This is a genomic window from Pseudomaricurvus hydrocarbonicus (assembly GCF_011602365.1).
GTDB classification, from domain to species: Bacteria; Pseudomonadota; Gammaproteobacteria; order Pseudomonadales; family Cellvibrionaceae; genus Pseudomaricurvus; species Pseudomaricurvus hydrocarbonicus.
The window spans coordinates 147,653-172,194 of record NZ_JAAONZ010000007.1 but is presented as its reverse complement, the minus strand read 5'-3'; the positions used below and the strand labels follow the sequence as shown (position 1 = coordinate 172,194).

The window sequence follows — 24,542 nt, the reverse complement described above, 5'->3', positions numbered from 1 at the left end:
TGTTACAAGTCATTCGCCACTTCCGCTTTACGCATCAGCTGGACCAGCTCGGAGCGATAGCCAAACACATCGTCACCGCGATTGGCCAGCGCCATCTTCAGTGCGTCTTCATAGCCCCAGTCACCAGTGTACTTGCCCCCCTGCAACAGTTGAGCAAAACCGGCAACCGCCGTGGCAAAGTCCGCTTCGCGCTTGAGCGTCCCTTCAGTCCGCTGATCGCGCTGAATGGGTTGGCTGATCAAACGGGACTTGGATTCACCCGGTAATTTATAGCGCAACTGCAGAAAGCCATATTCATCGGCGTTTGCCCCGGGCGGATCGGTTTGTGTGTAACGCGAGGCGGAGTAGACACCACTGTCACTGCCAATCGGCGTGATCTCGTACAGGGCGGTCACCGTATGACCGGCACCAATGTCTCCGGCATCCACCGCATCGTTGTTGAAGTCTTCCTCCGCCAGCATGCGGGTCTCATACCCTAGCAATCGATATTCACTGACGCTATCGGGGTTAAATTCCACCTGAATTTTCACATCACTGGCAATGGGAAACAGGCTCGACGTGGCTTCATCAACCAGCACTTTTTGGGCTTCGCTCACGGTATCGATGTAGGCTGCAACGCCATTGCCGTTTTGCGCCAGCGCCTGCATCAGCTGATCGTGGTAATTGCCCTGACCAAAGCCCAACACCGACAGGTATATCCCCGACTGGCGCTTGCGCTCGACAAAACCTTGCAGTTGTTCCGGGTTGTGAATACCCACATTAAAATCACCATCGGTGGCCAGGATAATGCGGTTCACACCGTCTTTAACAAAATGGTTTTCGGCCAACTGGTAAGCCAGTTGAATCCCCTCCCCGCCGGCCGTTGAGCCACCGGCCTGCAGCTTGTTCAGAGCCGACAAAATGGTTTGTCGGTCTTGGACCTGAGTTGGCTCCAGCACAATGCCCGCCGCACCGGCATACACCACAATAGAGACAGTATCCTCAGGTTGCAGACGGCTGAGCAACATCGACATCGACTGCTTGACCAGCGGCAACTTGTCCGGGCTGTTCATGGATCCCGACACATCCAGCAGCAACACCAGATTGGATCGGGGCTGGGTGGCCGCCGACAACTGGTAGCCTTTAATGCCAATGTGGATGAGTTTATTGCCCGCCTTCCAGGGTGAATCCAGCACCGTGGTGGTGGTACTGAACGGTTGCCCGGGGTGCGCCGGTAACGGGTAATCGTAAGGGAAATAATTCACCATTTCTTCCAGTCGCACGGCATCCTTTTGTGGCAAACGCCCGTGGTTGAGCTGGCGGCGAACAAAGCTGTAGGACGCCGTATCCACATCGATGGAAAAGGTCGAGACCGGTGACTGGCTCACCCGCTTGACGGGATTGCTCTCGGCATGTTCAAAACGATCACGTCCCTGCTCGCTATAACCCGGCACCTGAGGCAGCGCGTCTGCCAGCTCAGCGGAAAATCCGCCAGCGGAGTGGACATTCGCCAGCGAAGGAACCGGCTTGGGTACCCGTATTGCCTGAAGCTCCTGGGTTTGCTGCAACGCAGCCACTTTGCGCTCTTCACTGGCCCGTAACAGTTCCCGGGAAGCTGCCGGACTGTGCAACTCAGGTGCCTGCCTGTCGTCTAATCGCGCAGCCCTCACAGTCACAGCGTCTGCTTCAATGGCTAAGGCGTCGTGATCGGCCTGATCCGGCATCGCCAATCGCTGCTCCGGGCTAGGCTGCCCCTCCAGGGCATCATCAACCACTTGCGGACCGATGTTCATGACCAGTGATACGGTGATGACCAGCATCGCGGCACTGGCCAGACCGCTGTAGAGCCAGCGTTGAGACGCTGTAGTCGGTATCTTCGATAGGGTTGCATCCATGAGTCTTCTCCCAACAGGTTGATTGTCAGAAGTAGGACGATCAGACGTGACCAATCCTTGGTCGATTGATGCCTTTTTTTGCTCGCTGTTGATGGTTACAACCTTGTCGGTTTTTGGAACATCGCCGGAATGGTATTCGTCAAACGCGTTCAGGGCGACATCCAGTGCCCGGGATTTTGCCTGCGCATCGGGCGTCTGGTCCTGTTCGGCAAACCATTGTTTCAGCCTATCGCTCATGCGCCACCTCCATATTCACCAATCTGACCTACATCGGCTTTTAACCGTTTGCGCACCTCATGCAGGCGCCAGGATACAGTTGATTCCTTAACGGCCAGCACCTCCGCAGCTTCGGCGTGGGTCAGGCCTTCGCCAATCACCAGCGCCAGCGTTTCGCGGAAGCCCTCCCCCATGCACTCAACCAATTTCAATACCTGATGCAATAACACTTTGGGTTCTGAGCCATCGTTCATCGCAGTTTCCGGCCACGTTGAAGCTTCATGAGAATGCTGTGCCTTGTAGAAATCCCGCGCGCAATTAAGCACCAGTCGATACAGCCAGGTGGTAAAGCGGGCTTCAAAGCGAAATTGCCCCAGCGATCTGGCCACTTTGATACAGGCCAGCTGGGTCACATCTTCGGCATCCGGGCGATTGCCACAGTATTTGTGAGCAAAGCGAAACATCATCTCGTAATGATCATCAATCAGGCCGGCAAAGGCGGTCCGGTCGCCGCTCTGGGCCTGCCTGATGATGGCATCAAGGTCTCTGGTCATGCGCAGTCCATGAGGTATTTTAGGTATTAGACGATGAATTCGGGCCAATCCTTGGGAGGCACAAAAAAAGTATACAACGCAATCAAGACAGGTTGATGCAACAATGTGCCAACGCCGTTCAGTAATTGATCACTTTTGAGGATTGATTGATCGCTTTACCGCCAGGCGATCAAGTTTCAAGGCAGAGGCCTGGCTTACGAAGCCTTGGAGGAAGCAAAAGCGTTGGCGGGTTAACAAAGATTTTTGAGGGCATGAATATGTTTGGGCAACTCAGCCCAAGGTCGCCAGGACTACTGGGCCGTGGCGACCTATTGGATTGACATCCAGGTGATGTTTAACTTTTTAAGTAGCGATCCATCTCCTGGTGCATGTTCAGGATAATTTTCTCGTAGTAGTTAGCCAGCCACACCTGGCGGCACCCTTGAGTTTTCAGACCTTTCTGAATCCGCGGGATGTTGGCAAAGTCCTGACGGGGGATCTGTCGGAACTGTTCAGGATCCGAGACGTCATCCATAGGCTGTACTTCGGCGCGTGGCGGCTCGACATCGGCGGGATAGCTTTTGGTTGAGAAAATCTCAAACACGCAGGAGTCCGGGTTGAAGCCATCGGGGCGCACTCGGTACATCATCACATTACCGGCTTGCGGCAACACCAACAGATTGGGGAAGATAAAGATCTCGCCGCCCCACATGTCCAGAATGTCTTTTTCCAGCTTCGGCATCGGACGCCCCTGGGCAGCAGCCGTGGAATATAAGGCCTTCACATATTCGCCCCCCAGAGACGACCCTTCCGGAATCGGCTTACCTTTCAGAGCGCGCACCAAATCCACGTCCTCTTTGAGCACCATGGCGTCCATCCCCTCAACCAGCAGGTTGAGACGATTAGCCATGGCATCCACCGGATCAACAGCCCCCTGAGCCTTGCCGGCCATGGGCGTGTTCGGGCCACCATAGAATCGGCCATGACCTTTGTCGAAGGTTTCATAAAAGTGGTTGTCGTGTGCGTAAGCCACTTCGCCAGAGACATCATCACCGTAAATAAAATCTGCGCCGGGTTTCTCCAGTTGCGGGTGCGTCGCCGGCACATGATAACCTTCCAGAAAGGCCTCTACTGCCACTTTCCAGTTGGCAGGAGCGGTAACCGATTTCCACCAATAGTGGTGCATATCCTTAACTGCCAGCCCTTCAAGCAGATCGCGAACAGGCGCAATATACTCATCGAAAGGTTGCGGCTCTTTGGCAAAATGAACAAAGATAAAGCCAGCAAAGATTTCCATATTCACTTCGCGCAAGGCAACGTCGCTGTTTTGCAATTCGCCACCGCGGAAGTTGTCTTTTTCAAGCACGTATTCGTTTTCACCATCCAGATTCCAGCGCCAGCCGTGAAACGGGCAGATGATGCGGTTTTTGTCAAAATGGCCAGAGCAGTCTGCCAGTGCCGTGCCCCGGTGAGGACAGAAGTTGTGATAGGCCTTAACCTCGCCGTCCTCGTTGCGGACCAGCAATACCGACTGGTTACCGATCTCATACACCGTGTGATCACCCGGCTTCGGGATTTCATCCAGACGGGCAGCCATCTGCCACACATTCAGCCACAGCTTTTCGTGCTCAAGCTTGGCAAACTCAGGATCGGTATAACGACCACTGCGAATACCATGCTCCAACGTCAGCCAGCTGTCCGGCCAGTCGATTTGTTGTGTGTCTATCAGGTTGCTCATCACTGTTGTCCTCTGATTGCTTAATGCTTGCGGACCCTACCCTTCGTGTGGCAGATTTTCGCACTCGCTATGCCAAAGTCTGAGTGGTAAAAGTCGGTTTTCAGCTGCCATGCAGGCTTTGGTTTTATAGACTGTAGCGTTGTCCCGGATCACATAAGCCGTTTTTAGGTTATTTTTGTTCACTCGCCGGCGAGACCGTCGTTTTCAGGTCGCGTTACTATCCAACAATTGCAGCTAATAATCAACACTGTTGAGTCAAAGCCAGTGATTTCTATCACCTTTACTCAGCACAAGTCGACCACCTGACAAGCTTGGGCTTGCGGGCTTGCCCCCTCAGCAACTGAGGGATTAAGCCACACCGAGCGTCAGTCAAACAGCCCCTCTTGCCACTTCAGACTCTCACCCTGCGCATGGTCATGGAATGTTGAAAGCGGGACGCCGGATGGGTATTGATGGTTACCTGAGCGATTTCGGCTCCGGCAGCCTTATAGATACGCCTGACTTCAAGGGCTGCAGAGTTTGCCTCCACATCCAACGCACGAGCCAACTCTGGTTCCAATAAAGTGGCGGAGATCTGTTGGTGTACTTCAGCCACATTGACGCCAAACAAGTCTTCGATCAGCGGAAAAATCGGGCCGGTATGGCGCTGCAATAATCGGCCTACGGCGGCGTAGGCGCGATTGATGTAATACTCGGTCCAACAAACCGGTGTATCCATGGCCTCTGACTGTCGGTAGCCTCGAACCTCAAGCCAGTGACTGTCTACAGGCAGATTGGTCCGGCTCGCGAGCCTGGCATCGATGGAAATCATTTTGGTGGATTCAATCACGAAGCGCGTGCCTGTGGCAAAGTCCACCAGGTCATTGATAGACATCACCTGGTGGATATCAGAGCTTGAGGAACTGGGCGGGATCACCACCGTCCCCGCCCCCTGCCGCGAGGCCACCAGGCCGCCATCGCGCAACAACCTCAAAGCTTCCCGCACCGTATAGCGGCTAACCGAAAACCGTTCACACAGCGCGTCTTCAGTCGGCAGGGTCGACCCTACAGGGTGAACACCGTTGACAATTTCGTCCTTAAGCGTGTTTGAAACCTGAACATAGAGAGGCCCAACGGGTTTGGCAGAATCGGCAGCACGCTCGCCCTTATTCGAACTGCTGACACGCTCGGTCATGGTTTCAGTGGAAGATCCCATAAGCTGTTTCTCGCCCATTTTTTGATATACGACTAAGTTGCTGGTGCACGACTAAACTATTATTGATGCACGACTAAACTATTGATGCACGGCTAAACTATTGATGCACGACTCATTGGTTCACGACCAGAGTGTGCCGGACTCACTACAAGGCAGCGAACTGACCAACACCCATCCAGCTTGTCCGTACAAGAACCATTCTAGTGAACCAGCATACCCTCAAACACTTTTACAACAAACATATTCTTCATCTGTTGTTCGGACATATTGCGAATCACCCTACAGAAACATCCGACTTTAGCGTCAACTCAGCCACTTAATTGGTCTATTTATTCAGCTAAACCACCCAAAACAGTCTACAATTCAGCCTAAACGGTTAAAAAGAGACAAATTATCATATTACTCCAACGATGGACGCCAGCTTTAAAGACTCTACCTTCGTAAAAACACCCTTGCCATTTGTCCGTACAAATTGAAAATAAATTCAATAAATCAACACTGGTGTATAGCATGACAGGCACACTTGTGAGAGTATCCATGTCCGGACATATCAGGATTTTGAACTCAGATTTTCGTGGACAACGGCTGGTATCAGAACAGAATTTTACAACGGCCTGATAACGTCACAGCAGATTGGTCTGGGTTGGGCTCCACCGTTTGAAATAACAAGCAGAGTGAGGATGAGATGAGCGACAACAACATTATCGAAACCGTAGAAGAATTGACTGAAGCTGCAACTTATAACGTCGATGCCTACATATCTGAGGACTACGCCCGCGCAGAGCGTGACAACCTGTGGCGTAAAGTCTGGTTGCAGGTCGGCCGCGTGGAAGAAATTCCGGAAGTTGGCAACTACATCACCTACGACATCAAAGACGATTCCGTCATCATCGTCCGCTCTGGTCCCGACACGATCCAGGCGTTTCATAATGTCTGCCCTCACCGTGGTCGCCGCCTGGTCGATACTCCTAAAGGTGAGCGAAACGCACGCGGTAAACGTGCTCAATTCATTTGTGCCTACCACGGCTGGCGCTTTGGACCGGACGGAAAAAATACTCACATCGGCAATCAAGACGATTGGAATGGGGCGCTGGATGGCTGCAGCGACCTGAACGAAGTCAAACTGGATACCTGGGGTGGCTGGATCTGGATCAATCTGAATTCGGACTGTGAGCCACTGAGCGACTACCTCAATCCGGTTCCGGAAATGCTGGAACCTTTCCAGCTGCAGAACATGCGCTACCGCTGGCGCAAATGGGGCGTGTTTGATTGTAACTGGAAAGTGGCCTTGGAAGCGTTCAACGAAACCTATCACGTTCAGCAAACACACCCGGAATTCAACAAATACGGCGAGTTTCGTGGCTGGGCAAAAGCCCACGGCAAGCACAGCAATATTGGTTATGAAGCGCCTAAAAACATGGACCAAAACCAGTCCGCCAAGCTGCGTCTGGGTACCAACGCAGACCCGCGTATTTCTACGGCAGAAATGCAGGTCTACACCTGGGAAAAAGCCAATACCAATACCACTCAAACTTTGGTGGATGCGGCCCTGCGTCTAAAAGATGAATTACCTGAAGGCACACCTCCCGGCGAAGTGCTGCAACACTGGCTCAGCTCTGCCCGTAAAGATGACGAAGCACGCGGAGTGTTCTGGCCAGAAGTGGATCCCGCGCACGTGGGTAAAAGCGGCACCGCCTGGCAGATTTTCCCGAATTTCCAAATTGGCCATGCAGTCAACAATATGCTGTGTTACAGCGCTCGTCCTTACGGCGATGATCCGAACAAATGTATTTTCGAAGCCGCCGTGTATGAATTGTTTCCTGAAGGTGAGGAGCCAGACACCCAATGGCAGTTTGGTGAAGCGACCGAAGAAGACTGGTGTTACGTACTGTCGCAGGATTTTTCCAACATGGCAGCGGTACAGCAGGGCATGAAGTCAATGGGCTTCACGGGTCCCAAACCCAACCCTTACATGGAGCGCAGTACCGCCAACCTGCATCGCAATCTGGCCGAGTACATGGGGACCGGTGAGCTGCATAAGCTGAAAAAATGAAATGACGGGGAGCACATCCCCGTTCATTCAATATAAAAACCAGGAACATTCCTTACTCTAGCGGAGTTAAGACGCGTGAAAAAAACAGGCCCACTGTCGGGTGTAACGGTTGTCGATCTCACGTCCATGGTGATGGGGCCTTACAGCACCCAAATCATGGCAGACATGGGCGCTAACGTCATTAAAATTGAACCGCCTGCTGGCGATCCCACCCGTTTTGTTTCTGTGGGTGTTGAGCCTGCAATGAGCGGTGTATTTATCAATGTTAACCGTGGCAAACGCAGCATCACCCTGGATCTCCGCGAAGAAGAAGGCAAAGCAACTCTGCGCAAGCTGATTGAAACAGCCGATGTCTTTATCCATTCGATGCGCGCTAAAGCGATTGCCAAGCTGGGCTTCTGCTATGACAACGTCAGCGCCATTAACCCCTCAATTATTTACACCAATTGCTACGGCTATGGCCGCAATGGTCCGGACGCTGACCTGCCCGCCTATGATGACACCATTCAGGCGGAGTGCGGCTTGCCTGCGGTACAACAATTGCTCACCGGCGAAGCCAATTACATCGGCACCATCATGGCAGACAAGGTTGCAGGCCTGACCGTTCTCTATGCCACCATGATGGCTCTCTTTCACCGCGAACGAACCGGTGAAGGCCAGGAAGTGGAAGTGGGCATGTTTGAAACCATGGCGTCGTTCATGCTCGTTGAACACGCCAATCAGGCAATCTTCGACCCGCCCATTGGCCCAGCGCACTACCACCGCGCCGTTGCTCCCAACCGTCGCCCTTACGAAACCAAAGACGGTCACATCTCGGCTCTGGTTTACAACGACAAACACTGGAGTCTGTTTGTGGATGCTGTGAAGCCCGACTGGGCCAGTGATGAATTTACCACACTGGAACAGCGCGCCCGCCAAATCAATAAAGTTTACGGTTTGTTGGGTGAGACCTTCAAGGAACGCACCACACAGGAATGGCTCGATCTGTTGCGCAAGTTGGGTATCCCTGCAGCACCGTTGCGCACGCCGGATGAATTATTCGACAACCCACACTTAAATGCCGTTGGCTTTTTTGAAACGGTTGAAACACCGGCAGGAAAAGTTCGATTCCCGGGCGTACCGACCTGGTTTTCCGAGACCCCCGGACGGGTTCATGGCCCTGCACCTGGCCTGGGGGATCACACTCAGCAAATACTGGATGAGCTGGAGCAAGCTAGCGACGCGTTATAAGAAGCCCAAGGTGTCCACAGGAGGCATTGCAAATGCCTAAAACACAGTTTTGGCAACAGCCCTAATTAATTCGCCGGTTTACTATGACCTACACCAGTCATTAAACGGCAGCATTTACGACATTTTATTGAGGATGAAGATCTTGAATTTTTCTCTTACCGAAGATCAGCAGAATATTCGAGAAGCGGTTTTAAAACACTGTTCCCAGTTTTCGGACGATTATTGGCTTGAACACGATCGCTCAGGCGAAGTGTGCCACGATTTTTACAAGTCTATGGCCGATGCCGGCTGGTTGGGCATTGCCATGCCAGAAAGCGTCGGCGGTGCCGGACTTGGCATTACCGAAGCGGCTGTGATGATGCAGGCGGTGGCTGAATCCGGCGCCGGCATGACAGGAGCATCAACCATCCATGGTCCGGTGTTCAGTCTTGAACCGATTGCTTTATTTGGCACCGAAGAGCAACAACAACGAATGATTCCACCGGTACTGTCCGGGGAGCATAAAATGTGTTTTGCCGTCACCGAGCCGAACGTCGGTCTTGATACGACCAAACTAAAAACCCGTGCTGATAAAGTCGACGGTGGATACCGGGTGAATGGCGATAAAATCTGGATCACCAACGCCCACGTGGCCGACAAGATGATGTTGCTGGCACGCACTACGCCACTGGAAGACTGCAAAAAGAAAACCGACGGTCTGTCGCTGTTCTTTACTGACCTGGATCGCAGCAAAATTGAAACCCGCCTGATTCCCAAGATGGGACGTCACGCAGTGGGCTCCAATATGCTGTTCATCAATGACCTGTTCATCCCCGAAGAGGATCGCATCGGCGAAGAGGGCCAGGGTTTTAAAATTATTTTAAAAGGCCTGAACCCGGAGCGTATCCTGCTCGGCGCTGAAGCGATTGGTCTGGGCCGTGTGGCCATTAACCGTGCCGCTCAATACGCCCAGGAGCGCGTGGTGTTTGACCGCCCTATCGGCATGAACCAGGGCATTCAACACCCGCTGGCTAAATGCTGGGCTCAAGTGGAAGCCGCCAATCTGATGGTGATGAAAGCGGCCAATATGTTTGATGCCGGCAAAGACTGTGGCGTTGAAGCCAATGCCGGTAAATACCTGGCCGCCGAAGCCGGCTTTGAGGCCTGCCACACCGCCATGTTGACACTGGGCGGTATGGGCTATGCGCAGGAATACCACGTGGAGCGCTACCTGCGGGAAGTTCTGATTCCGCGTACAGCGCCGGTGAGCCCACACATGATTCTGAACTTTTTGGCAGAACAGGTACTGGGGCTGCCAAAATCGTATTAATTAATAGCGCTACCGGTTTGAGGCACTGTCGGGTTTAACGACAGCACCGATTTAACCTACAGGCTCATTGAGAATAGGATTGCGAACAATGGCAAGTGAAGACAGCTTCAACGCACGCTCCTGGTTATTTGCACCAGGCGACAGCGAACGAAAAATGGAAAAAGCCACAGCAGGCAATGCGGATATTGTAATCTTCGATCTGGAAGATGCCGTGGCCGAATCGGAAAAAGCCACCGCCCGCGCGATGGTGCCCGCTTTCCTGAAGGCACAACCGGAAGCCGCCAGAAAACGCTTGTGGGTTCGCATCAATCCATTGGATGGCCCCTACGCCCTGGAAGATCTGGCCGCCGTGGTAGCTGCCCGGCCCGGCGGCATCATGTTGCCCAAGGCATATGGCCGCCAGGATGTGGAAGTCCTGAACCATTACCTGACCATTCTCGAAGTGGCCGCCGGTATTGAGCAGGGTTCCACCAAAGTCATCGTATTGGTCACGGAAACCGCTGAAGGCATGTTCACCACTGGTACATACGCCGGTGCCCCGCGCGTGGTTGCTATGACCTGGGGTGCCGAAGATCTGGCTGACGCCATTGGCGCCAGTGAAAATCGTAACCCCGACGGCAGCTATAGCTTTACCTATGAACTGGCGCGCAGCATGTGCCTGCTCGGTGCCGCCGCGGCACACGTGGCTCCGATTGAAACCATTCAGGGCGACTTCCGCGATCTGGACGGCCTGCGCAAACGCGCCGAGAAAGTCCGTCGTGACGGTTACCGCGGCATGTTGGCGATTCATCCGGCCCAGGTTGACGTGATTAACGAAGCCTTTACGCCATCCGCAGAAGAGTTTGTGGCCGCTCGGGAAATTGTGGATTTATTTGCAGCCAACCCGGGTGTCGGTACCATCGGCTACAAAGGGGCCATGCTGGATCGACCTCATCTTGCCCGCGCCCAGGCTCTGCTGGCGCTGAAGCAATCCGTCAGTCAGTAATGGACCCGCGGGTAACAGGTAAATAACCAATGACCATCAATACCACTATCGAGCAACTGGAACTGAGTCAATTTTTGCGCTCCGGCGATCATATCGTCATGGGCCAGGCTTGTGGCGAACCCACCACGCTGGTGGAAGCGTTGATTGCCCAGGGCAGCGCTATCGGTAACCTGTCTGCGTTTATTGCCACCAGCTTCTCCGGATTATTTACCCCGGAGAGCACAGACAGTTTCTCACTGTTCAGTATGGGTGCCATCGGTGCCTTGCGGGCACTGACCAAAGTGCACAAGCTTGGCATCATCCCCTGTCATGTGAGCCAGGTGGCGCCGATGATTGAGGCCGGCATCATGCCCTGCGATGTGGCGTTTATTCAGGTAAGTCCTGCCGATGCAAACGGCAATCACAGTCTCGGATTGATCAGTGATTATGTGCTGGCAGCGGTCGATAAAGCCCGCGTCGTCATTGCCGAAGTCAATGACCAGGTGCCGTTCAGCAATGGTGAACACATCCATTCCTCTCAAATTGATTGCGCCGTGCAGGTATCACGCACACCGGTTCAGGTTCTTGCAGCCAAGATCTCCGAACTGGATGAAGCCATCGCCCGCCATGCCGCCGAATACTTTGAAGATGGCTCCGTCATCCAAACCGGCGTTGGCGCGGTACCGGATGCCATTTTACGATTGTTGCACGACCGCAAAGATTTAGGCGTTCACTCCGGTATGCTGGGGGACGGCCTGGTGGAGCTGGTGGAAGCTGGCGTGATCACCAATGCCCGCAAAAAAATTGATACCGGTGTATCCATCAATGGCGCCTTGATCGGAACCCAGCGACTGTACGACTGGGCCGATCGCAACCCCTTGATGCGTATGTGCCGCACCTCCTACACCCACGACGCTGCGGTGCTGGCGCAACTCGACAAGCTGGTGACCATCAACTCGGCCATGGAAGTGGATTTAACCGGTCAGGTAAATGCCGAACAGAGCGGTGCAGCTTATATGGGCGGCACCGGCGGCCAGGTGGATTTCGTCCGCGCCGGCGCACGCTCACCGGGCGGCCATGCCATCATCGCACTGCCAGCCACCGCCAAAGGCGGCAGCATCAGCCGCATTACCGTCGCCCTGTCCGGCCCGGTCACCACGGCTCGCACCGATGTGGATGTGATTGTGACAGAATTTGGCGCTGCGGAACTGAAAGGCCAATCACTGGCGGAGCGAACCCGCCGCCTGATCGCCATTGCCCACCCGGATTTTCAGGAAGCGCTGTCGCGGGAAGCTCACATTATTCAACAGAGAGGTTTTTGATGTCTAAGACTCAATGGTCTAACGCTCAAACGACGGATGCCGTCTTGTTTGACGGTCGTGATGACGGCATAGCCATCATCACCATCAACCGTCCCGAAACCCGCAACTGCCTGAGCCTGGAAGTGCGCGAAGGTTTGCGTGTGGCCTGGGAGCGTTTTGAAAATAATGACGCCTTGCGCATTGCCATCCTCACCGGTTCTGGAGAGAAGGCATTTTGTGCTGGCGGCGACCTCAAAGAAATGGTCGAAACCGGTATGACGGTACCGCCGCGGGATATGTTCCCACTGCCCTACGATACCGTCGAATTGTCCAAGCCAACGATTGCTGCCGTCAACGGCGTCGCCTTTGCTGGTGGCTGGATGATTGCTCAGGCCTGTGATCTTTGCGTCGCCAGCCACACGGCAAAGTTCGCCGTGACCGAAGTCAAAGTGGGTAGAAGTTCACCATGGGCGTCACCCTTAATTCACATGATTCCCCAGCGAATCATGATGGAAATTCTTCTCACCGGAAAACCAATCAGTGCCCAGCGCGCCTATGAAATTGGCCTGGTAAATCGCCTGGCTGAGCCGGAGGCGCTGTTGAACACGGCTTTGGAGTTGGCCGCAGAGATCCTTGAGGGCGCGCCGCTGTCGGTACAGGCGGCTCGGGAAACCGTCATGCTGTCTACCGAAATGGGGCGCTCGGCTGCTCTGCAAGCGGCCAGGCATGCATCCGTATACTGTTACAACAGTGAAGATGCACAGGAAGGGCCGACGGCCTTTTCTGAAAAGCGTCAACCTCAATGGAAGGGACGCTGAGGAGGATCATCTGAACCAAAAACCTGAAATGAAATGTTAAACAACAAACACCTTTAATTAACACAACAAAATTATTGATCATCATTAGACAATAAAACCTACGAGGCGAACATCATGTCTGTAAAAGTTTATGAGCGTATTCTGGAGCTATTCGAAGCCGAAGGCATCAAGGCAATTTTTGGTATCCCTGATCCCAACTTCGTCCACATGTTTGTCGCTGCGGAAAAACGTGGTTGGACAGTGGTCACCCCTCACCACGAACTGGCTGCTGGCATGATGGCGGAAGCTTACGCTCGCATGAACGGTACCCCTGCTGTGTGTATTTCGACTCTGGGACCTGGTATCGCGTTGAATGCCGGCTCTATGATGAACTCACTGGTGGAAAACTCTCCGGTGATTTACATCGGTGGGCAGCGCGCCCGTATCACCGAACGCCGCGTCCGTCGAGGTCGTATCCAGTTTATTCAGCAGGAAGCTCTGTTCAAAAATTCGGTAAAATGGAGTGCTTCGATCGAATACGCCGATCAGACTGACGAGATTATTCGCCAGGCTCTGCGTGTGTGTCAGTCCGGCACCCCCGGTCCGGTTTACATTGAGTACCCATCCAACGTGATTCTTGAAGATCTGGATGTACCGCCTGCTTTGCCGCCTTCATCCTATCGTCTGGTTGAACCGGGTGCTGATGGCAATATGGTTGCCAAAGCTCTTGAGCTGATCAAAAACGCCGAGTGTCCAGTGCTGCTGGTAGGCCACGCAGTACAATGCACCCGCTCGGGTCAGAAAATCCGTGAACTGGCGGAGCTGATGGGCTGCCCGGTGATTCAAACCTCCGGTGGTACTGCGTTCATTGAAGGCATTGAGGATCGCACCTTCCCTTACATGTTCTCCGAAGTCGCCAACGAAATCGTCACCAAATCTGACGTTGTTGTTGCCATTGGTACCGAGATTGGCGAGCCTGTTCACTACGGTGTGGGCATGTACTGGAAAGAAGGCAACGTCGATCGCAAGTGGGTCTATGTTGAGTTGGATGCAGAGGCCATTGGCCAGAATCGTCCCATCGACGTCCCGTTGGTCGGTGACCTGCGTACCGTTGTGCCTCAGCTGTCGGCTGGTCTGAAAGACAGCCCACGCACTGAGCACGCAGAATTGGCACGCTGGGTTAAAGAAGACAAACAGCGTCTGACGGCACTGGCCGAGCAGGATTTCAGCACCCCAAGCGGTCGTGTACACACCGGTCAGTGGGTTATCGAAGCCACCAAGGCCATGCCCGAAGACGCCATTCATGTGCGCGACGGCGGCTGTACCGTAATTTTTACCTGGACCTACCTGCAGAGCAAACCTCGCGATGTGATCTGGAACCAGAACTTCGGCTGCCTGGGTACAGGCCTGCCTTACGCGGTCGGTGCGTCTATCGCCGATGGCGGCAAGCGTCCGGTACTGTTTACCACCAGTGACTCCGCGTTTCTGTACCACATTGCTGAGTTGGAAGTGGTACAGCGCTTTAATCTGCCTATGGTCATCGTGGTGGCGGTGGATAACGCCTGGGGGCTGGAAGTGGGCGTCTACAAGCGTACCTTCGGCCACGGCAACACCACCGAGCCTGGCGTGCACTGGAGTACGAACGTTCGCTTTGACGAGATTGCCAGAGGTCACGGCTGTGAAGGCATGTACGTCGAAAAAGGTGAAGACCTGGGTGCCGCCATTGACGCAGCCTTCGCCAGCGGCAAGCCAACCGTTATCCACGTACCGATCGACCCGGTGATCAACCACGGCGGTAACGAAAACAAGGACACGCCTAATTACGAGCGCTTCCGTACCTGGTACGCCGAAGGCCAGCAGTAAATTCTACCGCGCGTAGAAGAATTAGGTAGAACCCCAAACGCCGCTTTTTAGCGGCGTTTTTTTGTAATGTTTTGTTATCTCTGTCGCTTTGAGTATTTGAATCGCTACTATAATAAAGTGATAAAAAAAACAGTAAAACGTATTTCATATATAAAAATAATTTGGAATTTTATATATGAAAAAAATCAATTTTTAGAAAACATAAAAACCAACGTATACAAAAGATTTTGTAAAAGCACAGTTGCATTCACAAGTTCTGAGTTTTATGTGGCAGATCGCTTGCCACACAGCCCCACGGCTGTGGACTAGGGTATCAACGCGAGAAGCCCTGACTGCAACTGACTGTATTGATGTCACTGAGAAACGCTGCAAGCGTTTTAACGATGTGAATGAGATAGAAGCTGCCCAAAGATGGGACAAGCTTCACCCAAGCAAACCACCGATAATAATGATAACCGGAAAGGGACTTACACATGAAAAAATCTCAAGCACCAAACGCCGTAGTGCTGCACAGCCGTTGGAAAAAGAGTTTGGCGGCCACCGCCCTGTCAATCAGTCTCACACCTCTGGCCGCCTCAGTACAGGCTCAGACGAATGCGTCACCACGATCGGATCAACCCTCTTTGCGACAGATCGAAGAAGTCATCGTCACGGCGCGGCGGCGGGAGGAAAGTGCGCAATCAGTTCCCATTGCCGTTACTGCACTGGATGCCGGTGAGCTGGAAGAATTTAACATCAGCGACATCGGCGACTTACAATATTTTGACGCCTCCCTGAACGTCAGTTCTTCTTCCGGTCGCCCTAATGCTCCGGTCTATTCCCTGCGGGGCGTGCGCCCCACCGAAGCGATTTTTGGTCAGGATCCGACCGTCGCCATCTATCTGGCCGATGTGGTGCTATCACCGGCCAAAGGCAGCAACCTGGGCATGTATGACCTCGCATCAGTACAGGTTTTAAAAGGTCCACAAGGTACTCTCTTTGGTCGCAATACAACCGGCGGAGCCATTCTGCTGACGCCGAAAAAACCCGGTGAAGTTATCAGCGCCGACATTATGGTCGGCTTCGGCAGTTATGGTTTAATGGAAACCGAGTTTGGTGTTGATCTTCCCGTAACAGATACCTTTGCCATGCGTTTAGCGGGGCGCACCACGGACGAAGATGGTCATCAAAAAAATGTTGCTCCCGGAAAGTATTACGGCGATAAGCGCGGTGGCGGAGAGAACTACTCTACCCGTTTGACCGCTATATGGAATGTTTCTGAAACCATCCAGAACGACACGATTTTAACCTGGGATAAAACCGATCTGAACGGTCGCACACCAGTGCTGCAAACCGTCAACCCGTCCAGCAGCCTGGCGCTGTACAACGGTGGCGCACCGTTTGGACTGCCCTCCATGTTTGATGCGCTGTCGCGAGCCCAAAATCGTGATGTTCACAAAATCGAAAGTGATATGCGCGAGCGCAGCCAGGCCGATGTGTGGGGTATCATTAACACCACCACCATCGATTTCAATGAAAACCTGTCGCTGAAAAGCATTGCCGCCTATCGGGACCTGGACGCTTATGAAGTTGTAGATCTGGACGCAACCGCCATACCCGGTGTTCTGACATCCATGCAAACCACCGAGCTTGAGCACGCCAGTTACGAGTTACAACTGTTGGGCTCGGCACTGGACAGCAAGCTGGATTGGGTCACCGGCTTGTATTGGTACTACGAAGATGGGATTGAAGATTCTCCGGGCAATGTCTTTGAGGGCATCAACCCCGCCAACCCGTTTATGCAAACCGCAACCATGCACAACAACAGCTATTCCCTGTTTTCCCAGGGAACCTATCAATTTGACAACGCCTGGTCGGTGGCTGCGGGTATTCGCTGGACTTACGATGACAAAGAATTAACCACCAGTTCACGAACCCCTCTGAACTGTGCCATGTTTGATGACACCGGCGCGCCTTTGCCGATAGATCAGTGTTCCGTAAAAATGACGGAGAGCTTCAGTCAGCCAACGGGCACCGTGTCCATTGAATATCAACCCAATGATGACACGATGTTCTACGCCTCCACCCGATTGGGCTATCGCGCAGGCGGGTTTAATGCCCGGGCGTCCCGGGCCGTCGAATACCAGCCTTTTGATCCGGAAACAGTGGTCGACCTCGAGTTGGGCAGCAAAATCGACTGGTCTTTAGACCAATGGATGATGCGCACCAATGCCGCATTTTACCACCAGTGGTATGACGACATTCAGCGCACAGTGGCCGTTGACAACCCGGTTGGCACCCCCGGCAGTGCGATTGAGAATGCCGCCGAGGCAACTGTACTGGGGTTTGAAATTGAACAGACCGTGTCCCCAACCGAGAACCTGACGCTCAAGCTTCAGTATGTCTATACCGATGCGGAATACGCCAAATGGGAAGAGCCAGCCTCCGGAAAGGATTTGTCGGACACGCCCTTTTACTTTACTCCCGAGCACGCCTTTACGGCCTCGGTCTCCTACAGCTATCCCCTCGCCAATGACACGGGTGTCTTGCGGTTTTCGGCCAACGCTGCCTACCAGGACGATGTCTGGCTTAACGCGTTACAGACAATCGAGTTGATTGATCAGACTCCCGCGAACCTTCGCTCCAGCCTGCAGCAAGATGCATTTTGGCTGGTGGGCTTGTCATTGGGTTGGGACAATGTTTTGGGCTCAAAATTGGACTTGTCTGCGTACGTCAAAAACCTGACCGACGAAGAATACGCACTGGGCGGTGTCATGCTCTACCCAACCTTTGGGCTCAGCACGAAAGTCTATGGTGAGCCACGAAACTATGGCATGCAATTGCGCTATCAGTTCTAACTGATATCCATTCTAAATAAGTGCGTTACAACCCGTTACAGCTTGCAACCGAGGGTTGCAGGCTTTTTTATACCGCAAAGGAGAATAAAATGACCACCGACGTTAAAGTTAACTTGTTACACATAGGCATCTGCACCAGCGACCTGCAGCGTTCACTGCGTTTTTATACCGAAGCGTTGGGCTTTGTGCATGAGCGCGAAGTGGGTGAAATTGGCCCTCCGTTCGATAAACTGATTGAGCTGCCCGGACAATCGCTGACAGCCCATCATGTAAGCTGTGATGGCTTAAGGCTGGAGCTGATCAGTTTCTCCGACGTGGTGGGCTCGGGCGAGCGCTGCCCCATGAACCAGCTGGGGTTTACTCACATGACCCTAACCGTTGACGATATCGAAGCCACCTGTGATCGGATAGAACAGTTTGGCGGTCGAGCGCACCGTGAAACGCAAATTGATTCCCCCTATGGCCCGATTGTGTTTTGTACCGACCCGGATGGTCTGCGGATAGAATTAATGCATCCTTTTGGTTGATTCTGGCCATCAGCCGAAAACCCAAAAACAACAGTGTTGTTTAACAAGATGGAAACCTTTAAAGTAATGGAAAACCTGTAGTTTCCGCCCGTACAGGCCTGGAAGAAACATCGTTCCAGCTTGAACTGCGGTTGTAACACCAATAATAAATTTGAATATAGCAAAAGGGTTCATCATGGCATTATCTGGCAGCGCGCTCGGGGAATGGCGCAAATTCTGGTTTTTACCCCTGGCTGCGGCATTGGGTTATGCCACCTCGGTTCTGCACGTCTATTCATTTGGTCCTTTTATTGAGCCTTTACAACAGGAATTTGGCTGGTCGCGCGCGCAGATTTCATCCGGTCTGACTATCGCCTCCATTGTCAGTGCGGTATTTTGCATTCCCATTGGTATTTTGGTGGACCGTGTCGGACCACGCCGGATTGGTTTGATAGGCATTCTGTTGATGTGTGGCTCGGTTGCTTTGCTCGGCACCGCAACCGGTACTAAAACCAACTGGTTGATGCTGTGGGTGGGTACGGCGATTGGTACCCTTTGGATACAGGCTACAGTCTGGACCAGCGCCGTCACCAGCCGCTTTGAAGCCTCTCGAGGCCTCGCGCTGGCAATCACCCTTTCGGGTGCCGCCATCAGTGCCACGCTCTTTCCTCTGATTGCCACCTGGCTGATCGGTGAATACGGCTGGCGTTTTGCCTTCCGGGGCCTCAGTGGGATGTGGGTGCTGTTTGTTTTCCCGATTCTGTTTATGTGTTTCCGTAGTGCTCATGACGAAGCCATTAAACCGACGAAAGCCGCCAACCCGGAACCGAAAAAAGTGCTACACGGCCTGACTCTGGCAGAAGGGTTGCGCTCTCCAGCGCTCTACAAATTGTTAATGGCCAGCGGCCTGTTTTCTTTCACGGCCATTGGCATTGTGGTTCACTTTGTGCCTATTCTGACTGACCGCGGTGCCGAACCTTTGGCTGCAGCCGGTATTGCCTCGCTGGTGGGCGTTTTCTCCATCATCGGTCGCCTGGGCACAGGCTTTTTACTGGATCGTTTTCGGGCTCACCTGATCGGGGCAACGGCCTTCCTCATCCCCCTGGTGGGCTGTAGCCTGTTACTGCTGGACGGATCAAACCCTATGTACCAAGCGCTTGCGGCTGCAATTTTTGGCCTGACGCTGGGCTCCGAAGTGGATGTGATTGCGTACCTGGCCGCCAAGTACTTTGGCCTGAAAAACTTTGGCGCCTTGTACGGCTCTCTGGTCATGGCGCTGTCGTTAGGCACCGCTTTTGGCCCCCTGGTTGCCGGAGCCGTGTTTGACCAATACGACAGCTATACGCCGTTTTTACAGCTGACTATGATTCTGATGGGCGCCAGCGCATTAGCCTTGTTCAGTTTGGGCTCCACACCCAGTGCGGATGGCTCAGCGGTCACGGCGCACTAGCTGATTTTAGAAGAAATTTATTTAAGCACGGGTAGCCAAAGCCGACTGTTTAAGTGAACCTATTTAAGTCGGCCTTGAAAATAATATTCAGCGAAGGCTCCTCCACTTCAGGAGAAACCCTCGCTGCACAGGACGTCGCTTTAAAATTTAAACCCCACGCGCCTTGTTCGCCATTTCAAAACTGTAACGAATGTGATCCACATGTCCCGATGGGACCACCGGGAAAATAACAGAAGATTTGGTATCACCAATAGCGTCCATCTGTTTACCCACATCAGCGATTGACCAATCCCCCTGATAAACCCCCTCAGTTTCAGCAATGTAGGCTTTGGCCACACGACCGGCAATGGACACCAGCATTTCACCGCTGATGGTACACTCCTCATGGGACAACCAACCAACAACCGGAGCCACCAGCTCCGGCCCCATAGGTGGGTAAGCTGAAACATCAATGCCTTCGGCCATGCGTGTCACGGCGCCCGGCACGATCAGGTTGCACTTAACATTATCGGCCTCCCCTTCCAGCGCCGCGACATTGGACAAGCCGATCATGCCCGCTTTGGACATACCATAGTTCACCACGTTGTGGTTCCCATACAGACCGCCAATAGAAGACGTCAGGACGATGCGACCGTAACCGGCCTCACACATCAGCGGAAAAGCCGGACGCACCACATGGAAGGCCCCGCGCAGGTGCACATCCACAACTGCGTCGAAATCTTCATAACTCATTTCTTTCAATGACGCGGGTCGTACGTTGCCGGCATTGTGGATGAGAATGTCGATGCGGCCATAATGGTTAATCGCCGTGTCGATGATGGCTTTGCCACCCTCGGCCGTTGCGACAGACTCTGTGCAGGCCACCGCTTCACCGCCTGCGGATTTGATCTCCTGTACCACCGCTTCTGCGGGACCGACATCCACATCGTCCCCTTTGAGGCTGCCGCCCGGGTCATTCACCACGACCTTGGCGCCTTTTGAGGCCAGCAACAAAGCGTAGGCGCGGCCCAAGCCTCTTCCGGCACCGGTAATAACAGCGACGCGGTCGTCGAATCTCATGTCTGACATTGATGTTCTCCCCGTTAGCGTCTCCGCTAGCAATGAATTTTTAAAGGAACCCGGTTAAACGTTTTTGGCGTTTGATTTCAAACCGGATGTGAAACTGTTTTCTGTATTTAAAACAATGAGCATCAACAGGAGGGGCCGGCGTTTGAGCCGCATGATGCTGAAACAGGAACGCACAGCCTGGGGTGGCCCCCTTGAGGCAGGCCGTCTGTTTGGAGATCGGCCCCCCAATGCTTGGCATGGGAGGGCCTGAACTGTCGAACTTACTTCTTGGGCAATTCAACTTCTGCTTTAGCCGTCGCCATGGTAACACCCAACTGATTCTTCATTTTGCAATCCAGCTGCACAATATTACGACCTTCTTCATCGACCATTTTATCGACAACACTGGCCGTCAGGAAGGTGGCATCACCGGTAAAGGCAGGCCCACGATAAGCCGAGTTGCAGTGTACAACCTGTCCCCATTCACCCGCCCAGCCAGCCATGTAATCCAGAATCCAGGCGCCCATGGAAGCACCGTAACCGTAGCCACGCGGCATGCCAATCATTCGGGCATAGCGCGGAAACAGGTGACCGCGTGACGGACCAAAGTAGGCGCCGTCAGTCAACTCAGGGTTTTCACGCTCCATCACCGGATCGTTTTCGTGACCCGCCATCTCTTTGGTGAACCCCAGAGCTTCCATGTCCAGGCCTGGACGGTGGGTGCCGCCCCAGATGGTAAACAGGTAAGCACGCCACTCGGTCGCGAAACTGGCGACACTGTGCGGCCCGATAATGCGCACGGGTAACTCATCCCCGACGTTAATATCATCCCAGTAGCGCTTGCCGTGCCCCAGGTCGTGCATCATCTTGATGAATTCGAACTTTTTCTCTTGCAGATCGGCCAGGTCTTCATCGCTCCAAACCGGGTCGTTCTCATCACCGGCAATGGAGCCCATTTCCAGGGCCAGATCTGCCCGGTAACGGATGGCGGTAGAGCGCTGCTTGGCAATCAGGTCGCCATCCTGGTTGTAGTAGTTGTTGTCACCACGCTGAAAACAAGTGGGACCGGCAAATTTTGTGTCTTTTACGGAAAAGTCATATGGCACTTTTTCGTTGGTGATCATGTCGCCACCAAAAATTTTGGGGCCATAAAACCACCACTCGTCCCCGCCAAAGATCAGATGCGAATCTGGAATACGTCCGACACAGGCAGGACCCGCTCCGTGACCATCATCTGCAGCCACAGCAAAAGATTGAGGTGCCACCAAACGACCGTATCGACCTTCTTTCGCGAAGTCATGATCATAGTGCAACAGATTCGCGTAGTGCATCGCCTGTACCCAGCGACGGATGTCATTGTTGTGCAGTGGCTCCTTCATCCGCGCAGGCGCAATGGGTTTGCCCATATAGCTCTCAAGATCTGAGCAATCTAATATCTTGTCATTCATGTGTAACTCCAGTCGAATATAGCCACTGACTCAGCGGCCCCAGCAAGCGAGTAGCACCAAGCGCGCAACCCAGCCTCGCCTTATTTTTGGCTTATTATCAGGTTCGTAGCTTAGCAGGATCTCATCTACTGAACAACATTGTTGTCTTAAGTGTTGTCCGTACAAATTTAAGATTCGGAGAGTCGTATTTTCATCACCGCACAGAATCACCGACGCCAAAGCCCATGGGTTTACCCGGGAACCTCACCTGAGTAACGGAGGTGTTTTGAGCGGGACATTAATGTTGATCGCTGGTCTTGCCGTCATTTAGAGCGCGTAGAGCGCGGGATTTTTGATACTCTCTGAGTGTCCACAGCCTTCAAGCATCAATCAATGAGAAAAACATAATGCAACGCATTGACTTAAAACATCAGTATGGTCCCGTCGCACTGGTGACCGGGGCCTCATCAGGCATCGGGCAGGCATTCGCTGAACTGCTGGCTGCGCGGGGGCTGGATTTGGTATTAGTCGCTCGCCGGTTGGAGCGTCTGACGGCACTGGCCGCCCGCCTGCAAGAAACCTGCGGGATACAGGTAACGATTTGTCCCATCGATCTATCTGACACCACCGCAGCCCGGAAAATTCTGGAGGCCACAGCGACCCTGGACGTTGGCCTGGTTATCAGTAATGCCGGCTTTGGCATTAAAGGCGAGTACACTCAGGTCGAAGCTGGTGTCATGACTGACATGTTGAACGTTAACTGTCATAGCCCCATGCAGCTGACCCATGGTTTTATTGACCGGTTGAGGCATCGTGGCAAAGGCGGCATCATTTTAACCAGCTCCGTCGAAGGCTTAATGGGTTGCCCTTACTCCAGCGCCTACTCCGCCACCAAAGGCTTTGTGATCAATTTGGGAGAGGGTCTGTGGGCAGAGCTGCGCGACGATAACATTGACGTGTTAACCCTGTGCCCCGGTGCCACGGACACCGAGGCCCCGGCTTTGCAGGGCATAGACCCGAAAACCCTGCAACATTTGATGTCGCCAGCAGACGTTGCCCGCCTGGCATTTGAAAACATACAAAACGGACCGGTCTACATTCCCAGTGAGCACTATCAAAAAACCTTTGATAGGCTGCTTTCTTTACCGCGTAGAGACGCCTTAATGGCCATGGCGAAAAGTATGAAACCGACCGGCTGACTCATCAAATTGACGGGGCCCGCCAATGAAAACCACCAGAAAAATAACAATAACACCAGCGATAACAGTCAGGAGATTTAAACTATGAACACGAGTTTTCAACGGGTAGCAGTAGTCACTGGTGCCAGTGCGGGTATCGGTTTGGCGGCAGCAAAGGCCCTGGCAGCTCAAGGCTGGCGAATCATTGCCATTGGCCGCAACCCGCAACGAACCGCAGCGGCGGAACAAGAGATTCGTTCCGTATCCAGCAGCGACCAGGTCAACATGCTGCAGGCGGATCTCGCGCTCATGGCGGACGCGGCCAGATTGGTGGACGAAATTGCGAATCTGACGGACCGAGTGGATGTGTTAATCAACAACGCCGGCGGCATGGCCAGTCAAAAGGTCATCACCCCAGAGGGTCTGGAAGAAAATTTTGCCGGCAACCACTTGGGTCCTTTTTTACTCACCACACGTTTACTGCCTCTACTGCGACGTGCGGCAAAAGATGCGCCCAAAGGCAGTGTCCGCATCCTGAACACCTCCTCAGATGGCAGTGAAATGATTCCGGGCATGAACCTGGATGACCTGCAGACCTTTGAGACTTACAGCAATGGCCTTGCCTATTGCAGCGGTAAACTGGCCAATGTTTTGTTTGCGCGCGCCTTAGCCAAACGCCTGCAAGCCGATGGCATCGTTGCTCATGCCTTTCATCCGGGCACTGTAGGCTCCAATTTTTTCTCTCATACGGATGCGTCGGTGCAAGAGCGTTACCGCGATATGGACAAGCTGACCCCTGAGCAGGGTGCCGACACCTTAATCTGGCTGGCGACCGATGAGGAACCCGGCAATAGCAATGGTGGCTATTTTTACGAGCGCAAACCACGCACACCAAATCCGCTGGTGGATGATGCAGCGTTGGTTGAACGCTTATGGGAAGTCAGTGAGCAATTGATTGCCAAAGCCATGGCCTGAGACAGCTACAGACTTTATTGCAGCTCTTAATAACCACGGCGGTCTCGAT

Annotated in this window: 18 protein-coding genes; 12 read left to right on the top strand and 6 right to left on the bottom strand. The window is 53.4% G+C overall.

Going from position 1 to position 24,542, the window contains the following annotated elements; all coding sequences use genetic code 11:
- Positions 1–2: 2 nt before the first annotated feature.
- From G8770_RS11500 to G8770_RS11485, 4 genes are all read right to left on the bottom strand, one after another.
- Positions 3–2,111, bottom strand: coding sequence for a vWA domain-containing protein (locus G8770_RS11500; protein ID WP_167186481.1), 2,109 nt, complete (start codon positions 2,109–2,111; stop codon positions 3–5).
- A complete protein-coding gene (locus G8770_RS11495; RefSeq protein ID WP_167186478.1) occupies positions 2,108–2,644 on the bottom strand; it encodes an RNA polymerase sigma factor in 537 nt (178 codons plus the stop codon). The genes G8770_RS11500 and G8770_RS11495 overlap by 4 nt, the downstream gene beginning before the upstream one ends.
- A 334-nt stretch (positions 2,645–2,978) precedes the next feature.
- Entirely contained in the window at positions 2,979–4,361 is a 1,383-nt protein-coding gene (locus G8770_RS11490) for an aromatic ring-hydroxylating oxygenase subunit alpha (protein WP_167186475.1), read from the bottom strand.
- Positions 4,362–4,752: 391 nt separating this feature from the next.
- Positions 4,753–5,556 carry a GntR family transcriptional regulator gene (locus tag G8770_RS11485; RefSeq protein WP_208022206.1) on the bottom strand — a complete coding sequence of 268 codons (804 nt, stop codon included), beginning with the start codon at positions 5,554–5,556 and terminating at the stop codon, positions 4,753–4,755.
- A gap of 685 nt (positions 5,557–6,241) precedes the next feature.
- Between G8770_RS11485 and G8770_RS11480 the strand changes: the two genes are divergently transcribed.
- The 10 genes from G8770_RS11480 (at position 6,242) to G8770_RS11435 (ending at position 19,866) form a co-directional block, all read left to right on the top strand.
- The gene (locus G8770_RS11480) at positions 6,242–7,609 is read left to right on the top strand and encodes an aromatic ring-hydroxylating oxygenase subunit alpha (protein WP_167186472.1); all 1,368 of its coding nucleotides are present in this window, start codon (positions 6,242–6,244) and stop codon (positions 7,607–7,609) included.
- Between the two features lie 75 nt (positions 7,610–7,684).
- A complete protein-coding gene (locus G8770_RS11475; RefSeq protein ID WP_208022205.1) occupies positions 7,685–8,839 on the top strand; it encodes a CoA transferase in 1,155 nt (384 codons plus the stop codon).
- A 142-nt stretch (positions 8,840–8,981) separates the two neighbouring features.
- Positions 8,982–10,148: an acyl-CoA dehydrogenase family protein gene (locus G8770_RS11470; RefSeq protein ID WP_167186470.1), complete on the top strand. Its 1,167-nt coding sequence runs from the start codon at positions 8,982–8,984 to the stop codon at positions 10,146–10,148.
- An 88-nt stretch (positions 10,149–10,236) separates the two neighbouring features.
- On the top strand, positions 10,237–11,133 hold the full coding sequence (locus tag G8770_RS11465; protein ID WP_167186467.1) for an HpcH/HpaI aldolase/citrate lyase family protein: 897 nt from the start codon (positions 10,237–10,239) through the stop codon (positions 11,131–11,133).
- Positions 11,134–11,162: 29 nt separating this feature from the next.
- Positions 11,163–12,434, top strand: a complete 1,272-nt coding sequence (locus G8770_RS11460) for an acetyl-CoA hydrolase/transferase family protein (RefSeq protein WP_167186465.1) — start codon at positions 11,163–11,165, stop codon at positions 12,432–12,434.
- Positions 12,434–13,231, top strand: a complete 798-nt coding sequence (locus G8770_RS11455; RefSeq protein ID WP_167186462.1) for an enoyl-CoA hydratase/isomerase family protein — start codon at positions 12,434–12,436, stop codon at positions 13,229–13,231. Before G8770_RS11460 ends, G8770_RS11455 begins: the two co-directional genes overlap by 1 nt.
- Positions 13,232–13,345: 114 nt before the next feature.
- Positions 13,346–15,073 carry a thiamine pyrophosphate-binding protein gene (locus tag G8770_RS11450; RefSeq protein ID WP_167186459.1) on the top strand — a complete coding sequence of 576 codons (1,728 nt, stop codon included), beginning with the start codon at positions 13,346–13,348 and terminating at the stop codon, positions 15,071–15,073.
- A gap of 473 nt (positions 15,074–15,546) precedes the next feature.
- A complete protein-coding gene (locus G8770_RS11445; RefSeq protein WP_167186456.1) occupies positions 15,547–17,910 on the top strand; it encodes a TonB-dependent receptor in 2,364 nt (787 codons plus the stop codon).
- Between the two features lie 89 nt (positions 17,911–17,999).
- Entirely contained in the window at positions 18,000–18,437 is a 438-nt protein-coding gene (locus tag G8770_RS11440; protein WP_167186453.1) for a VOC family protein, read from the top strand.
- 175 nt (positions 18,438–18,612) lie between these two features.
- Positions 18,613–19,866, top strand: coding sequence for an MFS transporter (locus G8770_RS11435; protein WP_167186450.1), 1,254 nt, complete (start codon positions 18,613–18,615; stop codon positions 19,864–19,866).
- Positions 19,867–20,013: 147 nt separating this feature from the next.
- Here G8770_RS11435 and G8770_RS11430 read toward each other — a convergent pair whose 3' ends face one another.
- A complete protein-coding gene (locus G8770_RS11430; protein ID WP_167186447.1) occupies positions 20,014–20,934 on the bottom strand; it encodes an SDR family NAD(P)-dependent oxidoreductase in 921 nt (306 codons plus the stop codon).
- Between the two features lie 260 nt (positions 20,935–21,194).
- The gene (locus tag G8770_RS11425; RefSeq protein ID WP_167186444.1) at positions 21,195–22,361 is read right to left on the bottom strand and encodes an FAS1-like dehydratase domain-containing protein; all 1,167 of its coding nucleotides are present in this window, start codon (positions 22,359–22,361) and stop codon (positions 21,195–21,197) included.
- A gap of 386 nt (positions 22,362–22,747) precedes the next feature.
- Between G8770_RS11425 and G8770_RS11420 the strand changes: the two genes are divergently transcribed.
- Complete coding sequence (locus tag G8770_RS11420; protein ID WP_167186441.1) at positions 22,748–23,539, top strand: SDR family NAD(P)-dependent oxidoreductase; 792 nt, start codon at positions 22,748–22,750, stop codon at positions 23,537–23,539.
- Positions 23,540–23,623: 84 nt separating this feature from the next.
- Entirely contained in the window at positions 23,624–24,493 is an 870-nt protein-coding gene (locus tag G8770_RS11415) for an SDR family NAD(P)-dependent oxidoreductase (protein ID WP_167186438.1), read from the top strand.
- Positions 24,494–24,542 lie beyond the last annotated feature (49 nt).

What these genes read in the sequence shown, in the direction of transcription:
- G8770_RS11455 (WP_167186462.1), top strand. Translation starts at nt 12,434, where the DNA reads ATGTCTAAGACTCAATGGTCTAACGCTCAAACGACGGATGCCGTCTTG.
- G8770_RS11465 (WP_167186467.1), top strand. Translation starts at nt 10,237, where the DNA reads ATGGCAAGTGAAGACAGCTTCAACGCACGCTCCTGGTTATTTGCACCA.
- G8770_RS11415 (WP_167186438.1), top strand. Translation starts at nt 23,624, where the DNA reads ATGAACACGAGTTTTCAACGGGTAGCAGTAGTCACTGGTGCCAGTGCG.
- G8770_RS11460 (WP_167186465.1), top strand. Translation starts at nt 11,163, where the DNA reads ATGACCATCAATACCACTATCGAGCAACTGGAACTGAGTCAATTTTTG.
- G8770_RS11495 (WP_167186478.1), bottom strand. Translation starts at nt 2,644, where the DNA reads ATGACCAGAGACCTTGATGCCATCATCAGGCAGGCCCAGAGCGGCGAC.
- G8770_RS11440 (WP_167186453.1), top strand. Translation starts at nt 18,000, where the DNA reads ATGACCACCGACGTTAAAGTTAACTTGTTACACATAGGCATCTGCACC.
- G8770_RS11420 (WP_167186441.1), top strand. Translation starts at nt 22,748, where the DNA reads ATGCAACGCATTGACTTAAAACATCAGTATGGTCCCGTCGCACTGGTG.
- G8770_RS11490 (WP_167186475.1), bottom strand. Translation starts at nt 4,361, where the DNA reads ATGAGCAACCTGATAGACACACAACAAATCGACTGGCCGGACAGCTGG.
- G8770_RS11480 (WP_167186472.1), top strand. Translation starts at nt 6,242, where the DNA reads ATGAGCGACAACAACATTATCGAAACCGTAGAAGAATTGACTGAAGCT.
- G8770_RS11425 (WP_167186444.1), bottom strand. Translation starts at nt 22,361, where the DNA reads ATGAATGACAAGATATTAGATTGCTCAGATCTTGAGAGCTATATGGGC.
- G8770_RS11500 (WP_167186481.1), bottom strand. Translation starts at nt 2,111, where the DNA reads ATGAGCGATAGGCTGAAACAATGGTTTGCCGAACAGGACCAGACGCCC.
- G8770_RS11435 (WP_167186450.1), top strand. Translation starts at nt 18,613, where the DNA reads ATGGCATTATCTGGCAGCGCGCTCGGGGAATGGCGCAAATTCTGGTTT.
- G8770_RS11430 (WP_167186447.1), bottom strand. Translation starts at nt 20,934, where the DNA reads ATGTCAGACATGAGATTCGACGACCGCGTCGCTGTTATTACCGGTGCC.
- G8770_RS11445 (WP_167186456.1), top strand. Translation starts at nt 15,547, where the DNA reads ATGAAAAAATCTCAAGCACCAAACGCCGTAGTGCTGCACAGCCGTTGG.
- G8770_RS11450 (WP_167186459.1), top strand. Translation starts at nt 13,346, where the DNA reads ATGTCTGTAAAAGTTTATGAGCGTATTCTGGAGCTATTCGAAGCCGAA.
- G8770_RS11485 (WP_208022206.1), bottom strand. Translation starts at nt 5,556, where the DNA reads ATGGGATCTTCCACTGAAACCATGACCGAGCGTGTCAGCAGTTCGAAT.